Source organism: Pseudarthrobacter sp. BRE9, assembly GCF_031844305.1.
Classification (GTDB): Bacteria; Actinomycetota; Actinomycetes; order Actinomycetales; family Micrococcaceae; genus Arthrobacter.
This window is the reverse complement of record NZ_JAUZUY010000001.1, coordinates 620701-640735: the sequence shown is the minus strand read 5'-3', so window position 1 is coordinate 640735 and position 20035 is coordinate 620701. Positions and strand designations below refer to the sequence as shown.

Sequence of the window (20035 nt, the reverse complement as noted above, 5' to 3'; positions counted from 1 at the left end):
CCTTTAGCGAAGAAAGAAACACCATGACCACCACCGCATCAGACATCACCTACCGCCTGGAGCAGAAGCGCAACGTCCAGGCCGACTTCCCGGGGCCCAAGTCCGTGGCACTGACCGAGCGCCGCAAGTCCGTGGTGGCTGCCGGCGTCGCCTCCAGCGTCCCGGTCTACGTTGCCGACGCCGACGGCGGCATCATCCATGACGTCGACGGCAACTCCTTCATCGACCTCGGCTCGGGCATCGCCGTGACCAGCGTGGGAGCGTCCGATCCCGCCGTCGTCGGTGCCGTCAAGGAAGCCGTGGAGCACTTCACCCACACCTGCTTCATGGTCACCCCCTACGAAGGCTACGTGGCGGTCGCCGAGCAGCTGAACCGCCTCACCCCGGGCGACCACGAAAAGCGCACCGTCCTCTTCAACTCCGGCGCGGAAGCCGTGGAAAACGCCGTGAAGGTGGCGCGCCTGGCAACCGGCCGGGACGCCGTCGTCGCCTTCGACCACGCCTACCACGGCCGCACCAACCTGACCATGGCGCTGACCGCCAAGGCCATGCCGTACAAGACCAACTTCGGCCCGTTCGCCCCCGAGGTCTACCGGATGCCCATGAGCTACCCGTACCGCGAGGAAAACCCCTCCATCACGGGTGCCGAGGCCGCCAAGCGTGCCATCACCATGATCGAAAAGCAGATCGGCGGCGACCAGGTTGCCGCGATCATCATCGAGCCCATCCAGGGCGAGGGCGGCTTCATCGTCCCGGCCGAGGGCTTCCTGCCCGCGCTGGCCGCCTGGGCCAAGGAAAAGGGCATCGTCTTCATCGCGGACGAGGTCCAGTCCGGCTTCTGCCGCACCGGTGAATGGTTCGCCGTGAACCACGAGGGCGTCGTCCCGGACATCATGACCATGGCCAAGGGCATCGCCGGCGGCATGCCGCTGTCCGCCATCACCGGCCGCGCCGACCTGCTGGACGCCGTGCACCCGGGCGGACTGGGCGGCACCTACGGCGGCAACCCGGTGGCGTGCGCCGCCGCGCTGGCCTCCATCGGATCCATGGAGGAGTACGACCTGAACGGCCGTGCCCGCCACATCGAGGAACTCGCGCTGGGCCGGCTCCGTGACCTGCAGGCCGAACTGGCCGATTCCGGTACCGCCGTGATCGGTGACGTCCGCGGCCGCGGTGCCATGCTCGCCGTCGAACTCGTTCAGGCCGGCTCCAAGGAACCCAACCCGGAACTGACCAAGGCCGTTGCCGCCGCGTGCCTGAAGGAAGGCGTCATCATCCTCACCTGCGGCACCTACGGCAACGTCATCCGCCTGCTCCCGCCGCTGGTCATTACCGACGAGCTGCTGAACGACGGCCTGGATGTCCTGGCCGCCGCCATCAAGGCCAACGCTTAACCGGAACGACTCCCTCCGGCAACGCAAGGAAGGCGGGCTCCCCGATGGGGAGTCCGCCTTCTTTGTCGGTACGGGTGCGTCAGGAGCAGGGCGTCAGGAACAGTGCGCAAGGAACGGTGCGGTCAGGCGGCCCGCCGGAGCGCTGCCTTGCGGGCCACCGAGTTCCTGCGCGCGGTCCGGAGCATGTCAAGAGTGAGCAGGAGCAGCGCCAACCACACCACGCCGAACCCGATCCAGCGCTCCGCCGTCATGGCCTCCCGGAACACCAGGAGCGCCACCAGGAACTGCAGCACGGGCGCAAAGTACTGGAGCAGCCCGATGGTGGTCATGGGCAGCCGCCGCGCGGAGGCGCCGAAGAAGAGCAGCGGAACGGCCGTGATCACGCCGGACGCCAGCAGCAGCCAGAAGTGTCCGGAGCCCTGCGAGGTCAGCGTGGAGCTGCCGTTCGCGGCGAGGACCACCATGGCCACGGCGGCCAGCGGTGCCAGTACCATGGTCTCCACGCTCAGGCTGGTGATGGCGTCCACCCGCGACCCCACCCGGTTCTTGACGAACCCGTACAGGCCGAAGCTGAACGCCAGCGTCAGTGCGATCCACGGCAGCTTCCCGTACGAGTACGTGAGGACGCCCACGGCCACGAAGCCCACGCCGACGGCGGCCCACTGGAGCGGCCGCAGCTTCTCCTTCAGAACCAGCACGCCGAGCAGCACCGAGACCAGCGGGTTGATGAAGTAGCCCAGTGACGTTTCCACTGCCTGCCCGGTGGTCACGCCGTAGGTATAGGTCAGCCAGTTGATGGCGATCAGGAAAGCCGCCAGCGCCAGGGAGCCAAACACCCTCCGGTCCTTCAGCGCCGCGGCGAGCGTGCCCCACGCCCTGGTGACTGTGATCAGGAGGGCGCAGAACAGCAGCGACCACACCACGCGGTTGGCCACGATCTCGACGGCGCCGGCCGGCATCAGGATGAAGAAGTACAGCGGGAGCAGCCCCCACAAAACGTACGCGCCGATGCCGAACAGCATTCCCGCCGTCGTGTCCTTTGCCAGCGGCTTGGGGCCCGCGCCCGGCTTGGGGCCCGAGGGCGCCGCGGTTCCAGTCCTGGAGCGTGATGCGGGGGAGGAGGTGGCTGTCGGGGTTCCGTCTGGCATGGGCACGTTGTCCATAACAGCAGCCTCGGGGCGGGTATTCCAGCAGGCGGGCGGGAAATCCGGAAAATAATCAGTAGGCTTGCTTTCATGAAATGCGCCCGTACCCCGTTGCCGGCCCCATGAGGCTCCGGCGCAGCAACGCCTCGGGCCGGGGCTACCGCAGGGTGCCGGCCGGCAAGGGCTTCAGTTACCGGGACCTGGACGGCTCCACCTTGCCGCCGGGCCCGGTCCGGGACCGGCTGGAAAGCATCGGCATTCCGCCGGCGTGGACCGACGTCTGGATTGCCCCGTTTGAGAACGGCCATATCCAGGCCACAGGTGTGGACGCGGTGGGCCGGCGCCAGTACATCTACCACCCGGAGTGGCGGGAGCGTAAGGACCGGGTGAAGTTCGACCGGTCCCTCCAGTTGGCCGAATCGCTTCCTGCGGCACGCCGCCGGGTCACGATGGACCTGCGCAGCGAGGGCTTCACCCGTGAGCGGGTCCTGGCGGCGGCGTTCCGGATGCTGGACAGCGGATCCCTGAGGGTGGGGTCGGAGCGGTACACCAACGAGAACGGCAGCCGGGGCCTGGCCACGCTGCTGTGCGCCCACGTCCAGGTCCGCAAGGACCGGATCCTGCTGCGCTTCCCGGCCAAGAGCGGCAAGGACTGGGAATCGGAAATCCGCGACCCCGACCTCGCCGTCCTGCTGCGCCTGCTCAAGCGCCGCGGGCCCAATGCGCGGCTCCTGGCCTACAAGGAGGGCAGGACCTGGCGTCCGGTGACCAGCGCGGACATCAACGCCTATGTGAAGGAACGGACGGGGTCGGACTTCACGGCGAAGGACTTCCGGACCCTTCGCGGGACGGTGGCGGCGGCGGCAAGCCTGGCGCGGACCGGCGCGCAGCGCACGGCGGCCAAACGGAAACGGGCCATCAGCCGGGCCATGCACGATGCGGCCGAGACGCTGGGCAACACACCCTCCATCGCCCGCAAGAGCTACGTGGACCCCCGCGTCCTGGACCACTACCATGCCGGCGAAACCATTGATCCGAAGCGCCTCGACTCGGCGGAGTCCGAGCTGCGGTCGCTCCTGTACCGCGAGGGCAAGGTGGTGGCCCTGGCCGCCAACTAGAATGGGGGACTGTGCGCTGCATGATGCGGCGCAGTCTCATGAAACGTGAGCAGGACCAGTTCAGAAGGGCTCCCGGTGTCCAATCAGAGCGAAACCGCCGCCAACCGTCCCCTCCGCGTCGCCATCGTCGGCGCAGGACCGGCGGGAGTCTATGCTGCGGACATCCTCACCAAGTCCAGCGGGGTCAAGGACGGCGACTTCCAGGTCAGCATCGACCTCTTTGAGGCCTACCCTGCGCCCTACGGCCTGATCCGTTACGGTGTCGCCCCGGACCACCCCCGCATCAAGGGCATCGTGAACGCCCTCCACAAGGTCCTGGACCGCGGGGACATCCGGTTCCTGGGCAACGTGACCTACGGCCGGGACCTCACGCTGCACGATTTCCGGGCCTTCTACGACGCCGTGATCTTCTCCACCGGTGCCGTGAAGGACGCTGACCTGGACATCCCCGGCATCAACCTGCAGGGCTCCTTCGGCGGAGCCGACTTTGTGTCCTGGTACGACGGCCACCCTGATGTTCCCCGGGAGTGGCCGCTGGAGGCCAGGGAGATCGCGGTCATCGGCAACGGCAATGTGGCCCTGGATGTGGCGCGCATGCTGGTCAAGCACCCCGAGGAGCTGCTGAGCACCGAGATTCCGGACAACGTGTACCAAGGCCTGAAGGCTTCGCCCGTGACGGACGTGCACGTCTTCGGCCGCCGCGGCCCGGCCCAGGTGAAGTTCACCCCGCTGGAGCTGCGCGAGCTCAGCCATATGGACGACGTCGACATCGTCCTGTACCCGGAGGACTTCGAATTCGACGAGGCGTCGGACGAGGCCATCCGCAGCAACAACCAGGTCAAGACCATGGTGAACACCCTTACCAACTGGCTGGTGGAGGAGCATGCGGAGTCGGAGAACCCCTCCTCCCGCAGGCTGCACCTGCATTTCCTGCACAGCCCCGTTGAAGTGCTCGACGACGGCACAGGCAAGGTGGGCGGCATCAAGTTTGAGCGCATGCAGCTGGACGGGACGGGGAATGCCAAGGGCACCGGGGAGTACGTCGAGTATCCCGTCCAGGCTGTCTACCGGGCCATCGGCTACCACGGCTCGGCCCTGGACGAACTTGAGTACGACGCCAAGCGCGGCGTCATCCCCAACGAGGGCGGTCGCGTCCTGGACGGCCAGGGCAACCCCGTCCCGGGCATCTACACCACGGGCTGGATCAAGCGCGGACCCGTCGGGTTGATCGGTCACACCAAGGGCGATGCGCTGGAGACCATCGGCTTCCTCCTGGAGGACCGGCTGAACCTCCCCGCGGCCCAAAACCCGGATCCGCAGGCCATCATCGACCTGCTCGAAGAACGCGGCATCGAATACACGACGTGGGAAGGGTGGAACAAGCTCGACGCCCACGAGGCAGGCCTGGGCGCTGCCTGGACCGGGCCTGAGGGCTTGGACCACGTGGTGCGCGAGCGGATCAAAGTGGTGCCACGGGAGGACATGATCCGCATCTCCCGCGGCTGACGCAAAGTGCGCGTGTTTATTCGGGTTGGTCCGGTACAGCTGGAGGAACTGGTCCGGATAGACTGGCCCCGCCAGAAGCCGGCACTTCCAGGGAGTTCGATGACGAACCTGCTCCAGCCTGAACCGCGCCAGCGTGCCGCCCTGTCCGGGCACGAGTGGCTGGAGCACGCCCTGGACGGCGGCACTCCGGAACTCCCCGGCCTGCGTAAACTCATCCGCGAGTCCTGGCAACGGTCCGCCAGCTTCAAAGCCAACCCGGACAACACGGCCGCGCCGTTGGCCCTCGACGTCGAAGAGCTGGAGGACTACCGCCGGCAGCACCCCTTGGCCGCGATCATGCCGGTCATCAACAAACTTCTGGTCCAGCCCAGCCACGACAGCGGGCTCCTGGTGGCGGTGGGGGATGAAGTGGGCAGGCTCCTGTGGGTGGACGGGGACCCCACGCTCCAGCGCCGGGCCGAAGGCATGATGTTCGTCCCGGGCGCCGACTGGTCCGAAGCCAGCGTTGGCACCAGTGCCCCGGGCACGGCCCTGGCCCTGGGCAGGGGAATCCAGATCGCCGGCGCCGAGCACTACCAGCGCACCGTCCATCCCTGGAGCTGCACCGCCGTCCCCTTCCACGACCCCGACTCAGGTGCCGTGCTCGGCGTCGTGGACATCACCGGGACAGCCACCGCCGTGGCGCCGCACACCCTGTCGCTGGTGGAGGCAACAGTAGCGGCCGCCCAGGCACAGCTGCGGGTGGAGCGCCTGCAGCATGCGGCGGAGCTCGCCCGGAAGCCTGTACGACGACGGTCCCCGGCTTCCGCTGGAAGGCAGGGCCACAGTGCGGGGCAAGGGAGCGGTGCCAGGGAAGGCAGCCTTTACCGGAACAGCCTGCAGCTGCTGGGCCGCGACCAGGCGCTGCTCAGCATAGGAGGCAGGACCGTTTCCCTGTCGGCCCGGCACAGCGAAATCCTTGCCCTGCTCAGCATGCATCCTGATGGGCTGACGGCGGAGGAACTCAGCCTGCTGCTGTATCCGGGGGACGGCTCCACCATGACGCTGCGCGCCGAGATGGTCCGCCTGCGCAAAGTCCTCCAGCAGCTCTACCCGGATGCTGTTCCCGGTTCGCGCCCCTACCGGCTGCCCATCGATTTGGTGCCGGACACGGGCCAGGTGCTCAGTTGCCTGCAGCGCGGTGCGCACCGGATTGCCCTGGAGATTTACCGCGGCGGGGTGCTTCCGCGCTCCGAGGCGCCGGGCATCGTCGAGCTGAGGAATCGGGTCTCGTCCCTCCTCCGGGAAGCGGTCCTCACGGATGGCAGTGCCGAGTCCCTGCTCAAGTACGCCGCACTTCCCGAGGCAAGTGACGACGTCGGAATCCGCCGGGCCGCGCTCCGCCTCCTGCCGCCGCGCTCACCCAAGCGGGCCGCCGTCGTGGCCGACCTGGAACGGCTGGAAGCCGAACTACGCGCCTGAAAGCGCGCCCCGCGGTCACTTTGTGACCTGGCTCTCACCGTTGCAACCTTGCTGCAACCTCCCGCCTCCTACGCTGTCTTCACCGGCGGACGCCCCTGTGGCCCGCCTCCTGCACAGCAAAGGAGCTAAGCACATGACCGTTTACGCACAGCCGGGAACCGACGGTTCGAAGGTCACCTTCAAGGACCGGTACGAAAACTGGATCGGCGGCGAATGGGTGGCCCCCGTGAAGGGGCAGTACTTCGAGAACATCACTCCGGTGACGGGCAAGGCGTTCTGCCAGGTGGCGCGCGGCACGGCGGAGGACATTGAACTGGCCTTGGACGCGGCGCACAAGGCGGCGCCGTCCTGGGGCAAGACCTCCGTCGCGGAACGTGCGGCGATCCTGAACAAGATCGCCGACCGGATTGACGAGAATTTGGAAATGCTCGCCGTGGCCGAAACCTGGGACAACGGCAAGCCCGTCCGGGAAACCCTCAATGCAGACCTGCCGCTGGCCTCGGACCACTTCCGCTATTTCGCTTCAGCCGTCCGTGCCCAGGAGGGCAGCCTGTCCCAGCTGGACGAGAACACCACCGCATACCACTTCCACGAGCCGCTGGGGGTGGTGGGCCAGATCATCCCCTGGAACTTCCCCATCCTCATGGCCGTCTGGAAGCTTGCGCCGGCGCTCGCAGCCGGAAACACGGTGGTGCTCAAGCCCGCGGAGCAGACGCCAAGCTCCATCCTGGTGCTGATGGAGCTCATTGGCGACCTGCTCCCCGCCGGTGTGCTGAATGTGGTCAACGGCTTCGGCGTGGAGGCCGGCAAGCCGCTGGCGTCCAGTTCCCGGATCCGGAAGATCGCCTTCACCGGAGAAACCACCACCGGCCGGCTGATCAGCCAGTACGCCAGCCAGAACCTCATCCCCGTCACCCTGGAACTCGGCGGCAAGAGCCCGAACATCTTCTTCAACGATGTGGCCCAGGACAACGACGCGTTCTATGACAAGGCCCAGGAGGGCTTTGCGTTGTTTGCCTTCAACCAGGGTGAAGTCTGCACCTGCCCGTCCCGCGCGCTGATCCAGGAGGACATTTACGACTCCTTCATGGCGGACGCCGTGGCCAGGGTGGAAAGGATGGTCCAGGGCAACCCGCTGGACACCGATACCCAGGTGGGTGCACAGGCCTCCAACGACCAACTGGAGAAAATCCTGTCCTACATCGACATCGGAAAGCAGGAAGGCGCCAAGGTGCTCACCGGCGGCGCCCGCGCCGAACTCCCGGGCGACCTGGCGGGTGGCTTCTACGTCCAGCCCACCGTCTTTGAGGGCCACAACAGGATGCGGATCTTCCAGGAGGAGATCTTCGGGCCTGTAGTGGCGGTGACGAAGTTCAGCGACTACAACGACGCCATGGGCATCGCCAACGACACCCTTTACGGGCTGGGCGCCGGTGTCTGGTCCCGGAACGGCAACGTGGCCTACCGGGCCGGCAGGGAGATCCAGGCCGGCCGTGTCTGGGTCAACAACTACCACGCCTACCCGGCGGGAGCGGCCTTCGGCGGGTACAAGTCATCGGGCATCGGCCGTGAAAACCACGCGATGATGCTGGACCACTACCAGCAGACCAAGAACCTGCTGGTCAGCTACGACGAAAACAAGCTTGGTTTCTTCTAAGCCATGGCTTCCACCAGGCTTGATGCCGCCGTGACGCTGCCCGGGGAAGACTTTTCCCGGGTGGCGCTCACGCCGGCTGCCGTGGACCTGCTGCGGTTGCTGTGGGACCGGCATGGACCGCTCATGTTCCACCAGTCCGGCGGCTGCTGCGACGGCTCCTCGCCCATGTGCTACCCGGCAGGCGACTTCATCATTGGGGAGTCGGACGTCCTGCTGGGGCTGTTCGACCTGTCCGACGGGCTGCAGCCCCTGCCGCTGGAGTTCTGGATGTCCCGGGAGCAGTTCAATTACTGGAGCCACACGCACCTGACCGTGGATGTTGTACCGGGCCGGGGGAGCGGCTTTTCGGTGGAAGCGCCGGAGGGCAAACGCTTCCTGATCCGCTCAACGCTGATGGATTGGCCCGCCTAGCACGTTCGATGTTTACCCACTCGGGGCTCTCCTTTCGGAGGGCGCCTAGTGGGTTAACGGAAGAATATTCGGCCATAGGGCCATCTCACTATTCGGGACGATTGGGGCCGTCCAGTGGATGGACACTATCGTTGATAGGTCTGTTTCCCTCACAAACCAGGATTGTGACCCCTTATGAATCTTCTGCGGACAAAATCCATCGAGCAGTCGATTGCCGACGCCGATGAGCCCGGACGCAAGCTTAAGCGTTCCCTCAGCACCTGGGACCTCATGATCATGGGCGTCGCCGTTGCTGTGGGCGCCGGTATCTTCTCGGTGGGCGCCAAGGCCGCTGCCAACTTCGCGGGCCCCGCTGTTACCGTCTCGTTCGCCATCGCCGCCGTCACCTGCGCGCTGGCCATCATGTGCTACGCCGAGTTCGCCACCGCCATCCCCGTGGCCGGCTCGGCCTATGTCTTCACCTACGCCACTATGGGCGAACTCCTTGCCTGGATCATTGGCTGGAACCTGATCCTGGAACTGTTCACGGCCGCCGCCGTCATTGCCAAGTACTGGGGTATCTACCTCAGCAAGGTGTTTGCCCTGACGGGCCTCGACGTCCCGCCGGCCATCTCCCTGGGCGGCGTGGACCTCTACTGGGGCGCCTTCCTGATCGTGGCCATCTTCACCGTGCTGCTGGTGCTGGGCACCAAGCTGTCCGCCCGCGTGGGCAACATCTTCACCCTGATCAAGATCGGCGTGGTGCTGTTCGTGATCGTCGTGGGCTTCACCTACGTGAAGGTCGAAAACTACAGCCCGTTCATTCCCGCCGCCGAGCCCACGGCAGGCACCGGTGCCGCGGACGTCCTGAAGCAGTCCTTCTTCGGCTTCCTGACCGGTGCTGCTCCCGCCCAGTACGGCACCATGGGCATCTTCGCCGGCGCCGCACTGGTGTTCTTCGCCTTCATCGGATTCGACGTGGTGGCCACCTCCGCCGAGGAAGTCAAGAACCCCCAGAAGACGCTGCCCCGCGGCATCTTCGGCGGCCTGGCCCTGGTGACCCTGCTCTACATCCTCGTGTCCCTGGCCCTGACCGGCATGGTCTCCTACACCCAGCTGGCCGAGGCCAAGAGCCCCACCCTCACCACCGCCTTCGAGGCCGTGGGCGACACATCCGCCGCCAAGGTCATCGCCTTCGGCTCCCTGGTGGGCCTGACCACCGTGATCATGGTGCTCCTCATGGGCCTGTCCCGCGTGGTGCTGGCCATGAGCCGCGACGGCCTCCTGCCCCGCTCATTGTCCAAGACCAGCGACAAGCGCTCCACGCCGGCCCGCCTCCAGATCATCTGCGGCGCCGCGGTTGCCTTGGTGGCAGGCCTCACCAACGTGGACCTGCTCGAGGAAATGATCAACATCGGTACGCTGTCCGCGTTCGTGGTGGTAAGCCTGGGCATCCTGGTGCTCCGCAGGAAGCGCCCGGACCTGAAGCCCGCTTTCCGCGTCCCGTTCGGGAAGGTGCTGCCCGTCGTTTCCGCAGTGCTGTGCCTTTACCTGATGACCAACCTCGCTGTAGAGACCTGGATCTTCTTTGCCATCTGGCTGGTCATCGGCCTGGCCATCTACTTCGCCTACGGGCAGCGCCACTCCCGGCTCAATGAGCGCTTCGCGGAAGCCAGCGTGTCCGTCAACGGCGCCCGCGGGTCCGCCGCGCCGGCAGCCGGTGCGCGTGATGACGAGGACGAGCTGAGCCGGACCTGACGGCCCGCCTCTCCAGCTGTTGAACTGCCCGCCCGGCCTGTGCCGGGCGGGCAGCCGCGTTTCCGGCGATAGTGTTTCCAGAGGCTCCGCATTTCAGGACTCAGGGTGCCGCATACCTGCCCACCCACTCCACGAGGGGACGGAGCTGCCGCCACCGGTCAACAATCTCGTCCTTCGCCGCCGGGGTGGAGACCCACGCCGGCTGGCCTACCCCAACTCCGGCGGACAACGACTTGTGCTTGAGCAGTTCGGCACGCGGATGGTCCTTGTCGAAACCCCGCGGTACGGTTTTCAGCTTCTCGCCTTCGATGGCGAAACCGGCTCCGGCCACGGCGTCCACAATGTCCTGCAGGGCGGCGCCGCTGGCGGAAGCGTCGGCGGCGGCGCGGAACCGGGCCAGCTGGGCAGGTGTATGCGAGTGGTAGCCGCCGCCGATCAACAGTCCGTCGGCGCTGACCTGGAGATAGAATCCAACACCTTCCTGGCGCGCGGCGAAGGCGCCCTGGGCGGTCTTGTACGGTGACTTGTCCTGCGAAAAGCGGATGTCTCGGTTGGGGCGGAAGAGCTTCGCCGGGCCGAACTCGGGCTCGAGCTCCGACAGCAACAGGGTCAGCGGCTCCTTGACCGATTCTTCGTACGTTCGTTTGTGCTCCAGCCACCACTCGCGGTTGTTGTTGTCTTCCAGTTCCTCATAGAAGCGGAAGGCTTCCGGGGGAATGCCTGCGAAAGTGTTCATGTACGGAGCCTAGGGCTGCGAACCGGGAACCGGCCAGGGGCCAGTGCCGTATGTGCAAAAAGTGCCTGGGACGGAAAAGACCACCCCGCCACGGAAACCCGTGACGGGGTGGTCTTCAGCTACGAAGAGGGGCCGGATCAGCCGATCTTGTTGGCGGCCTCTGCGTCGGAGGTCGGTGCTGACGGAGCGGCGACGGCACCGAGGTTGGCCCGCAGCTTGGCGCCGAGTTCGGCATCAACGTTGGTCCAGTACTGGATGGCGCGTTCCTTGATGCCCGGGCTCTTGACGCCGCCCACGGCACCGGTGATGGTCTCCAGGAAGCGGGCCTTGGCTGCCTCGTCGTAGACCTCGCGGTACAGCGCGCCGGCCTGGACGAAGTCGCTGTCCTCGGCGTGGAGGGAGTGCGCGGCGAGGGTCAGTTCGCCGTCGTTCTCCCAGCCGCCGGCCGGGTTCTGCGGCTCAACCGCCGCCGGGCCGCCCACGGAGTTCGGGGCGTAGACCGGAACCGAGGGGGCGTTGAACAGGAAGCGTCCCTGGCCGTCCTGGCTGTAGTTGTTGACCTGGTTCTTGGGCTGGTTCACCGGGATCTGCGCGTGGTTGGTGCCCACGCGGTAGCGGTGTGCGTCCGCGTAGGAGAAGATGCGGGCCTGCAGCATCTTGTCCGGCGAGGCGGCGATGCCGGGGACGAAGTTCGACGGCGCAAAGGTGGCCTGTTCGATCTGCGCGAAGTAGTTCTCGGGGTTCCGGTTCAGCTCCATGGTGCCCACCTTGATCAGCGGGTAGTCAGCGTGCGGCCAGACCTTGGTCAGGTCGAACGGGTTGAAGCGGTAGGTCTTGGCATCCTCGTAGGGCATGACCTGGACGTGCAGGTCCCAGGACGGGAAGTTGCCGGCCGCGATGTTCTCGGACAGGTCGCGGATGTAGAAGTCGGCGTCGGAACCGGCAAGCTGTTCAGCCTGGTCCGAGCTCATGGAGTTCACGCCTTGGTTGGACTTGAAGTGGTACTTGACCCAGAAGCGCTCGCCGGCTTCGTTGATCCACTGGTAGGTGTGCGAGCCGTAGCCCTGCATCTCGCGCCAGGAGGCGGGCAGGCCGCGGTCACCCATGAGCCAGGTGACCTGGTGGGCGGACTCGGGGGACAGGGTCCAGAAGTCCCACTGCATGTCGGCGTCGCGCAGGTGGGTGCCCGGCAGGCGCTTCTGGGAGTGGATGAAGTCCGGGAACTTGATGCCGTCGCGGATGAAGAAGACCGGGGTGTTGTTGCCCACGAGGTCGTAGTTGCCCTCGGTCGTGTAGAACTTCACGGCGAAACCGCGCGGATCGCGCCAGGTGTCCGGGGAGCCGTTCTCGCCGGCGACGGAGGAGAAGCGGATCAGCATTTCGGTTTCGACGCCCGGCTGCAGGAACGCGGCCTTGGTGTACCTGGAGATGTCCTCGGTGGTCTTGAACGTGCCGAATGCACCGCCGCCCTTGGCGTGCACTACGCGCTCCGGAACCCGCTCGCGGTTGAACTGGGCGAGCTTTTCAACGAGGTAGTGGTCGGTCAGGATGATGGCACCATCGGCACCAACTGACTTCGAGTGAGCGTCGGATGTAACCGGCGCACCTGACTGGGTTGTGGAAACGGCAGCCATTGTTCTCCTATTTCTCTTTTTCTTGCGAGGGATTATGGGGAGGAAGTTGCTGGGCCAGCTGGCAGTCCTGGCAGATGCCCTGGTACATGACGTCCGCGATCTGGATGGTCATGGGCTTGGCGTCCGGGTTCCAGTGGGGCGTGAGGCAGGGGGCGTGGCCGACGGCGCAGTCCACGTCCTCCACGCGGCCGCAGGTGATGCAGATGGCGTGGTGGTGGTTGTCGCCCACGCGCGTCTCATACAGTGCGGGGGAGTGCGGCGGCTCGAAGCGGCGCAGCATGTGCAGGTCCGTCAGGTCGCCGAGGACAACATAGACGGACTGGGCCGTTAATTCGGGCAGTTCGGCCCGGGCGGCGGCGAGGATGCTTTCGGCGGGGGAGTGGGGGTGGCGTTCGACGGCGGCCAGCACGGCCAGCCGCTGCTTGGTCACCCTGCGGCCGTGGGCGCGCAGGGCTGCAGCCCATGCTTCCTGGCCGTCAAAGTGCTCCGTCATGGCTCCATTGAAACACTTATTTTTAGCAACTCACAATAAGGTAGGACTAACCTCATCGTGTCGCCCATTACTGTTACGGGGTGGGGAAATTACTTGCCGATGTCGCGCCGCTCAGGGAAAGCCCCGCATTCCGCCGGATGTGGCTCGGATCGGCAGTCTCCGCCGTCGGAAGCCAACTCACCCTGGTGGCTGTAAGCCTCGAGGTATACCGCCTGACGCAGGACAGCTTTTATGTGGGCCTGCTGGGCATCTTCGCGCTGGTTCCCCTGGTGGTGGGCGGCCTGATGGGCGGTTCCATCGCCGACGCCCACGACCGCAGGCGCATCGCCCTGCTGGCCACCACCGTGCTGTGGCTGACCACCGGCCTCATCGCGCTGCAGGCCTGGATCCAGCTCGGGAACGTGTGGGTGCTGTACCTGCTGGTGGCGCTGCAAAGCGGGGCGCAGGCCATCAACCAGCCGGCACGCAGCGCCATTATCCCCATGCTCATCCGCAAGGAACTCCTGCCGGCCGCCAACGCACTGAGTATGCTGACCCTCGGCCTTGCCATGACCGCGGGGCCGCTGCTGGCCGGCCTCCTGGTGGCGTGGCTCGGATTCGGCTGGACCTACACCATCGACTTCGTGAGCTTTGCCTTCGTCCTGTGGGCTGTCTACCGGCTGCCACCCATGCCACCCACCGGTGGCCGGACCAAGGTGGGCATCCGCTCCGTCATCGAGGGCTTCCGCTTCCTGGGCACCCGGCCCAACCTGCGCATGACCTTCATCATCGACCTCGTGGCCATGGTCCTTGCCCAGCCGCGGGCGCTGCTGCCCGCCGTCGCGGCCCTCATGATCGGCGGCGGCGAGGCAACCGTCGGCATCCTGCTGGCCTGCACCGCCGTCGGCGCTTTCCTTGCCGGCCTCTTCTCCGGCCCGCTGGGCAGCGTGCGCCGCCAAGGCACCGCCGTCGTCATTTCCGTGATGGGCTGGGGTGCCTCCATTGGGGCGTTCGGCCTGGTGGTGCTGCTGGCCGGCCCCGCGCCGGGCGGGGCGGTGACCCTGTGGCTGCTGCCTGCGGCCATCTGCTGTGGCCTTGCCGGCATCGCCGACTCCATCAGCAGCGTCTTCCGCAACACCATCCTGCAGGCCGCGGCCCCCGACCACCTCCGCGGCCGGCTGCAGGGCGTGTTCATCGTGGTGGTGGCCGGCGGCCCCCGGATCGGTGACCTGCTGGCCGGAGGAGCGACCAGGGTTCTGAATGAGGGCTGGGTCCTGCTGCTGGGTGGAGTGCTGTGCATCGCGGGGGCGTGGCTGGCGGCGAAACTGCAGCCGGGCTTCCGGACGTACGATGCGCGGAACCCGGTTCCCTAGCGGGCCGTTCCTTTACTGAGGAGGAAACGTGCACAAACATCACAACGGGCTCAAGACCGCGGCACTGTTCGGGGTGCTGTGGGCGGTGCTGCTGGGCCTTGGCGGGCTCATCGGGGTGGGGACCCGCAGCTCGGCCCCTATCTGGATCATGGCCCTGATCGGCGTCGCCACCACATTCTACGGCTACTGGAACAGTGACAAAATCGCCATCCGTTCCATGCAGGCCTTCCCAGTGTCCGAAGCGCAGGCGCCACAGCTTTACCAGATTGTCCGTGAGCTTTCGATGCGGGCCAGCCAGCCCATGCCCCGCATCTATGTTTCGCCCACCATGAACCCCAACGCGTTCGCCACCGGCCGCAACCCCCGGAATGCCGCAGTCTGCTGCACCGAGGGCATCCTGCAGCTCCTGGATACCCGCGAACTCCGCGGCGTCCTGGGGCACGAACTCATGCACGTCTACAACCGGGACATCCTCACCTCATCGGTGGCCGCCGCCGTCGCCGGTGTCATCACGTCGGTGGGGCAGATGCTGCTGTTCTTCGGCGGCGGTGACCGGCGCAACACCAACCCGCTGGCCATGATCGCCATGGCACTGTTGGCGCCGTTCGCGGCGTCGCTGATCCAGATGGCCATCTCCCGCACCAGGGAGTACGACGCCGACGAGGACGGTTCGCAGCTCACGGGTGATCCGCTGGCGCTCGCCTCAGCCCTGGCCAAGATTGAGCGCGGCGTCAGCATTGTGCCGCTGCCCCACGACCAGCGGCTGGTCAATGCCTCGCACCTGATGATCGCCAACCCGTTCCGCGGCGGTGCGATGAACAAACTGTTCGCCACCCACCCGCCCATGCGGGACCGGATTGCGCGGCTGGAGCGGATGGCCGGCAGGCAGCTGTAGCATTGCCGGGCGCACGGCGTCGGACGCCTGCGCGGCGACGCCCTGCCTCCACCAGCGGCCCGGCCTCCGCCCGGCGACCCGCACCTTCAATCTCGCTGCGCAGATTCCGTGGCGCCTCTGGTATTTCGGGTGCGTCAGGGAACCTGCGCAGCGGTTTGCCTTTTGCGCGTCGAAAACGACGGCGGGGCGCGGGTTGGCCGCCGCGGGCTTGGGCGGCCGCCCTAAGTGAAGAGGCCGTCGCCGATGAAGCCGCCCGGCTTCACGCCGCCGGGGACGGCGAACAGGCCGGAACCCGTGTGCTTCAGGTACTCAACAGCCAAGGTGTCGCCTTTCGCCATCGCCATCTGCATGGGCACGTAATGCGTCCGCGGATCGGTGACGAAAGCGATGAAGAACAGCCCGGCATCGAGGTGGCCCACGCCGTCCGAACCGTCGGTGTAGTTGTAGCCCCGGCGCAGCATCCGGACCCCGTTGTTGTGGCTGGGGTGGGCCATCCGCACATGCGAATCCAGCGGGATCAGCGGTTTGCCGCCGCGGCCCTGCCGATTAAAGTCGGGGTCCGTGAACTCTTCACCGCCGGACAGCGGGGCCCCGGTGCCTTTGGTCCTGCCGACCAGGGCTTCCTGCTCGCCCAGTGACGTGCGGTCCCAGATTTCGATGTGCATCCGGATCCGGCGGGCCACCAGGTAACTGCCGCCGGCCATCCAGGCGTCCTGGGGCCGCGCGGCGTGGGCCCACACGTGCTGGTCCAGCAACTGCTCATCCTCGACCTTGAGGTTGTTGGTGCCGTCCTTGAACCCGAACAGGTTGCGCGGGGTCTGTTGCGCCCGGGAGGTGGACGATGTCCGGCCAAAGCCCAGCTGGGACCAGCGGATCCGGACCTTCCCGAATCCGATCCTGGCCAGGTTCCGGATGGCGTGCACTGCCACCTGAGGGTCATCCGCGCAGGCCTGGACCACCAGGTCGCCGCCGCTGCGGGCCGGATCCAGGTCGTCGCCGGGAAAATGCGGCAGGTCGATCAGCGCCTCGGGCCGGCGGCCGTCGAGGCCGAAGCGGGCCGCCCCATCCTTTTCGAACAGGCTTGCCCCGAACCCGAACGTCAAGGTCAGCTTGCCGGCATTGAGGTCCAACGCTTCGCCGGTGTCCTCGGGCGGAGCCCCGTACGGCCCGTCCACGGCACCCGTTGCCCCGGCGGGACGCCCAGCGGTCAGCGCCTCCGCAGCCTTGGTCCAGTCCTTGAGCAGCTGAATCAGTTCGTCCCGTTTGGTGGTGGTGACGTCGAACGCTGCCATGTGCAGGCGGTCCTGGGCGGGGGTGGTGATGCCCGACTGGTGGTCGCCGTGGAAGGGGACCACCAGGCTGTCCGCAGCCGGCGGTGAGGCAGAGGCGGCCACGGCGTCGTGGCCCAGGAAGCCGGCGGCCATACCGGCGGCCGCACCGCCCAGTCCGGCGATGCCAAACAGGCCGCGCCTGCTCAGGCGCGCTCCCGCCGTCGGCTGTTCCCTGTCCATGCCAGCCGGCGCCGGGTCAGCGGAAACGGCAGCTCCGTCCGGCCCCGAGGCCTCCGGCGGGCGGCCGCCAAACGGGCACCCGGTCACAGGACCACGGCCGCTGTCAGCCGGGACAGCGGTTCCCCGAGCGCGTCCACCAGTGAGGCGAGCCGCTGGACCTGCTCGGGGCCCAGCTTGTCGTAGGAGGTGAATCCCGGGCCCTGCGCGTGGGTGGCAAGTTCGGCCTGTAGCGCGGCGAACTTCTCGTCCAGGGATGCGGCCAGCGCCGCGTCCTTCTGCTGAAGGGCGGGCTTGAGGTTCTCAAAGGCGATGCGGGCGCCGTCGACGTTCGCCTGGAAGTCCCACAGATCAGTGTGCGACCAGATTTCCTCTTCCCCGGTCACCTTTCCGGTGGCCACCTCGTCCAGCAGTTCCTTGGCGCCGTTGCCCAGCGCATCCGCGGTGAAGTCCAGGGTCTTCGTGCGTTCCACGAGGTCCTTGGTGTCGGCCACCATGCGGTCAGCGATGGCGGACCGCTCCGCCGGGGTCATGGCGGTGTACTCCGCGGGCGGGAAGAGGTCCTTTTCGGCGCGGTGCCAGCCGGTCCACTCCTGGCCGGGTTCAAGGTCGGCTTCCCGGGCGTCGAGCTGGGGGTCGAGGTCCCCGAAGGACTCCGCCACCGGCTCAATCCGTTCCCAGTGCTGGCGGGTTGCGGCATACAGGTCACGGGCCTGCGCGGTATTGCCGGCCGCGAAGGCGGCGGCGAACTGTTCCGTGCCGCTGAGCAGCTGCTCGCTTTGGTCCTTCACATAGGCCGCGTACTGGGCGGTGGCAGTGTCCAGGAGGTGCTGGAAGTCCGTGTCAGCCGACGGCTGGCTTCCGGACTGGGTGACTTCCAGCGCTCCCCTGATCCCGTCGCCTTCCATGCCGGGCTTGCACGCGGTTGTGTACGTACCGGCCGGGGCGGTGACCACCAGGTTGCGGGTCAGGCCCGGCCCGATGTTCTCCACCTCGCCCAGGATGCGGAGTCCGTCTGCCGCCAGGACGTAGAACTCCGTGACTTCGGTGCCTTCATTCTTCACCGAGAAGTTGAGGTTGCCGCTGGGCACGCTGGCGGTGGACACCTTGCAATCGGTGGTCGAACTGACAACCTCGATAACGCCCCCCGAGGTATCCGCGGCTTTGGTGTTGTCCGTGCAGCCGGCAAGGAGCAGTGGGACGGCGACGACGGCGGCAGCCAGGGATGCGGTCTTCGCCAGGGGAGTGACGCGGGTGGTTTTGGGCAGGGTGAAGCCAGGCATGGGGGATTCCTTTGTGCGGGTGGAGGGGGTCAGGCGGCCACTGTGGCTTTGACAGCAGCGTTGGTGCCGGAAGCGGCGGCGCCGGCCGGGGATTTGCGGCTTGTGCGCAGGTAGAAGAACAGCACGGGCACCACGTACAGGAGCCATGCGGCAGCTTCCAGCCAGGTGGTGGCCGGGGAGAAATTCAGGGTCCCCTTGAGCAGGGTGCCGTACCAGGACGACGGCGGGACCGCGGCGCTGATATCGAACGCCAGGGAGTGCAGCCCCGGAAGGAGGCGGGCCTCCTGGAGGTCATGGATGCCGTAGGACAGGACACCGCCCGCGATGATGACCAGGGCCGCGCCGGTCCAGGTGAAAAAGCGGGAAAGGTTGACCTTCAGGACGCCGCGGTGCAGCAGGTAGCCGAGGCCGGCGGCAGCTGCCAGGCCCAGCAGGGCGCCGACCAGCGGCTGGGTGGATTCACCCGTGGCCTTGGCAGCCGCCCAGAGGAAGAGCGCTGTTTCCAGGCCTTCACGCCCCACGGCAATGGCAGCCACCACGGCCAGGCCCCAGCCGGTTCCGCCGGCGGACCGGTCAATACGCGATTTCAGGTCGCTTCCGAGGGTCCGCGCCGTACGGGCCATCCAGAAGACCATCCACGTCACAAGGCCGACGGCGAGGATGGAGAGGCCGCCGCCGATCGCTTCCTGCGCCTCAAAGGTGAGCCCCTTGGGGCCGAAGGTCAGGAGGGCACCGAAACCAACGGAAACGGCCACCGCCGCCGCAACGCCTGTCCAGAGCCTGGGAATGAGGTGGCGGCGGCCCGTCTTGGCCAGGTATGCCATGAGGAGGACCACCACCAGGGTGGCTTCGAGTCCTTCGCGCAGGCCGATCAGGAAGTTGGCAGTCATGGATGTTCTTTCGCTCAGGTAAGCCTTACTTAGGCAGGCCTAAAGAAGAGGTTACCCGGCGCCGGCTATTACGCAAACCAAACGTGCTCTAATTGAGCATTCGTTACGCCCCCGCGGAACTGTCGGTTTCCCGATGGGCACGGCCAGACAGCGACACGCAAAAAGGCCGGCGCCCCCGATGTGTCGGGTGCGCCGGCCTTTAGGCCTGGCGGTGGAAACTCTCCGCGTCGAATACGACGGCGGGGGGAGGGTTAGCTGCGGAAGTTCACGAACTGCAGGTCGGCTTCCTCGAAGTCCTTGAGCAAGGCCATGGTGGCCTGCAGGTCGTCGCGGGATTTGGAGGAAACGCGCAGTTCATCGCCCTGGATCTGCGATTTGACCGATTTGGGTGCCTCGTCGCGGATCAGCTTGTTGATCTTCTTGGCCAGGTCCTGGGCAATGCCTTCCTTGATGGAGGCTTCCAGGCGGAACTCCTTGCCGGATGCGTAGGGTTCGCCGGTGTCCAGCGACTTCAGTGAAATCCCGCGGCGGATCAGCTTGGACTGGAGTACATCCAGGACGGCCAGGACGCGTTCCTCGGAGTTGGCCTTCATGAGGATCTTCTCGCCGCTGAAGTCCACCTCGGCGCCGACGCCCTTGAAGTCGTAGCGCTGGGCGAGTTCCTTCTGGGCCTGGTTGAGCGCGTTGGCCACTTCCTGCTTGTCCACTTTGCTTACGACGTCGAACGTTGACTCGCCTGCCATGACTCTCCTTTGTTGATGGGAGCCCTGCGCGGGGACAGGGCCGGATCACTGCCATTAAGCCTAGTACGGATG

17 protein-coding genes are annotated in these 20035 nt (G+C 66.6%); 9 read left to right on the top strand and 8 right to left on the bottom strand.

Features of this window, described 5'->3' with window-relative positions; translation table 11 throughout:
- The first annotated feature begins 23 nt into the window (after positions 1-23).
- A complete protein-coding gene (gene gabT / locus Q9R31_RS02970) occupies positions 24-1394 on the top strand; it encodes a 4-aminobutyrate--2-oxoglutarate transaminase (RefSeq protein WP_311261236.1) in 1371 nt (456 codons plus the stop codon).
- A 122-nt stretch (positions 1395-1516) separates the two neighbouring features.
- On the opposite strand, the gene rarD is transcribed toward gabT, so the two are convergent.
- Positions 1517-2557: an EamA family transporter RarD gene (rarD, locus tag Q9R31_RS02965; RefSeq protein ID WP_311261235.1), complete on the bottom strand. Its 1041-nt coding sequence runs from the start codon at positions 2555-2557 to the stop codon at positions 1517-1519.
- Between the two features lie 104 nt (positions 2558-2661).
- On the opposite strand from rarD, the gene Q9R31_RS02960 reads away from it, so the two are divergent.
- The 6 genes from Q9R31_RS02960 to Q9R31_RS02935 all read left to right on the top strand — a co-directional run bounded on the left by Q9R31_RS02960 (position 2662) and on the right by Q9R31_RS02935 (position 10429).
- Positions 2662-3657 (top strand): DNA topoisomerase IB, encoded by a 996-nt coding sequence (locus Q9R31_RS02960; protein ID WP_311261626.1) that lies wholly within the window; start codon positions 2662-2664, stop codon positions 3655-3657.
- Between the two features lie 75 nt (positions 3658-3732).
- Positions 3733-5163 carry an FAD-dependent oxidoreductase gene (locus Q9R31_RS02955; protein ID WP_311261234.1) on the top strand — a complete coding sequence of 477 codons (1431 nt, stop codon included), beginning with the start codon at positions 3733-3735 and terminating at the stop codon, positions 5161-5163.
- 99 nt (positions 5164-5262) lie between these two features.
- Entirely contained in the window at positions 5263-6624 is a 1362-nt protein-coding gene (locus tag Q9R31_RS02950) for a GAF domain-containing protein (RefSeq protein ID WP_311261233.1), read from the top strand.
- 133 nt (positions 6625-6757) lie between these two features.
- Entirely contained in the window at positions 6758-8281 is a 1524-nt protein-coding gene (locus Q9R31_RS02945; protein WP_311261232.1) for an aldehyde dehydrogenase family protein, read from the top strand.
- Positions 8282-8284: 3 nt separating this feature from the next.
- Positions 8285-8692 carry a DUF779 domain-containing protein gene (locus Q9R31_RS02940; RefSeq protein ID WP_311261231.1) on the top strand — a complete coding sequence of 136 codons (408 nt, stop codon included), beginning with the start codon at positions 8285-8287 and terminating at the stop codon, positions 8690-8692.
- A 174-nt stretch (positions 8693-8866) separates the two neighbouring features.
- Positions 8867-10429 (top strand): amino acid permease, encoded by a 1563-nt coding sequence (locus Q9R31_RS02935; RefSeq protein ID WP_311261230.1) that lies wholly within the window; start codon positions 8867-8869, stop codon positions 10427-10429.
- Between the two features lie 100 nt (positions 10430-10529).
- Here Q9R31_RS02935 and Q9R31_RS02930 read toward each other — a convergent pair whose 3' ends face one another.
- The 3 genes from Q9R31_RS02930 to Q9R31_RS02920 all read right to left on the bottom strand — a co-directional run bounded on the left by Q9R31_RS02930 (position 10530) and on the right by Q9R31_RS02920 (position 13292).
- The gene (locus Q9R31_RS02930) at positions 10530-11165 is read right to left on the bottom strand and encodes a DUF2461 domain-containing protein (protein WP_311261229.1); all 636 of its coding nucleotides are present in this window, start codon (positions 11163-11165) and stop codon (positions 10530-10532) included.
- A 137-nt stretch (positions 11166-11302) separates the two neighbouring features.
- Positions 11303-12799 (bottom strand): catalase, encoded by a 1497-nt coding sequence (locus Q9R31_RS02925; protein WP_311261228.1) that lies wholly within the window; start codon positions 12797-12799, stop codon positions 11303-11305.
- Between the two features lie 7 nt (positions 12800-12806).
- The gene (locus tag Q9R31_RS02920; protein WP_311261227.1) at positions 12807-13292 is read right to left on the bottom strand and encodes a Fur family transcriptional regulator; all 486 of its coding nucleotides are present in this window, start codon (positions 13290-13292) and stop codon (positions 12807-12809) included.
- An 80-nt stretch (positions 13293-13372) separates the two neighbouring features.
- Between Q9R31_RS02920 and Q9R31_RS02915 the strand changes: the two genes are divergently transcribed.
- Positions 13373-14644, top strand: a complete 1272-nt coding sequence (locus Q9R31_RS02915; RefSeq protein WP_311261226.1) for an MFS transporter — start codon at positions 13373-13375, stop codon at positions 14642-14644.
- A 28-nt stretch (positions 14645-14672) separates the two neighbouring features.
- Positions 14673-15539, top strand: a complete 867-nt coding sequence (gene htpX / locus Q9R31_RS02910; RefSeq protein ID WP_311261225.1) for a zinc metalloprotease HtpX — start codon at positions 14673-14675, stop codon at positions 15537-15539.
- 221 nt (positions 15540-15760) lie between these two features.
- Here htpX and efeB read toward each other — a convergent pair whose 3' ends face one another.
- The 4 genes from efeB to Q9R31_RS02890 all read right to left on the bottom strand — a co-directional run bounded on the left by efeB (position 15761) and on the right by Q9R31_RS02890 (position 19963).
- Positions 15761-17050 (bottom strand): iron uptake transporter deferrochelatase/peroxidase subunit, encoded by a 1290-nt coding sequence (efeB, locus tag Q9R31_RS02905; RefSeq protein WP_311261224.1) that lies wholly within the window; start codon positions 17048-17050, stop codon positions 15761-15763.
- Positions 17051-17133: 83 nt separating this feature from the next.
- A complete protein-coding gene (gene efeO, locus Q9R31_RS02900) occupies positions 17134-18330 on the bottom strand; it encodes an iron uptake system protein EfeO (protein WP_311261223.1) in 1197 nt (398 codons plus the stop codon).
- A 29-nt stretch (positions 18331-18359) separates the two neighbouring features.
- A complete protein-coding gene (gene efeU / locus Q9R31_RS02895; protein WP_311261222.1) occupies positions 18360-19220 on the bottom strand; it encodes an iron uptake transporter permease EfeU in 861 nt (286 codons plus the stop codon).
- A 251-nt stretch (positions 19221-19471) separates the two neighbouring features.
- The gene (locus tag Q9R31_RS02890) at positions 19472-19963 is read right to left on the bottom strand and encodes a YajQ family cyclic di-GMP-binding protein (protein ID WP_018769043.1); all 492 of its coding nucleotides are present in this window, start codon (positions 19961-19963) and stop codon (positions 19472-19474) included.
- Positions 19964-20035 lie beyond the last annotated feature (72 nt).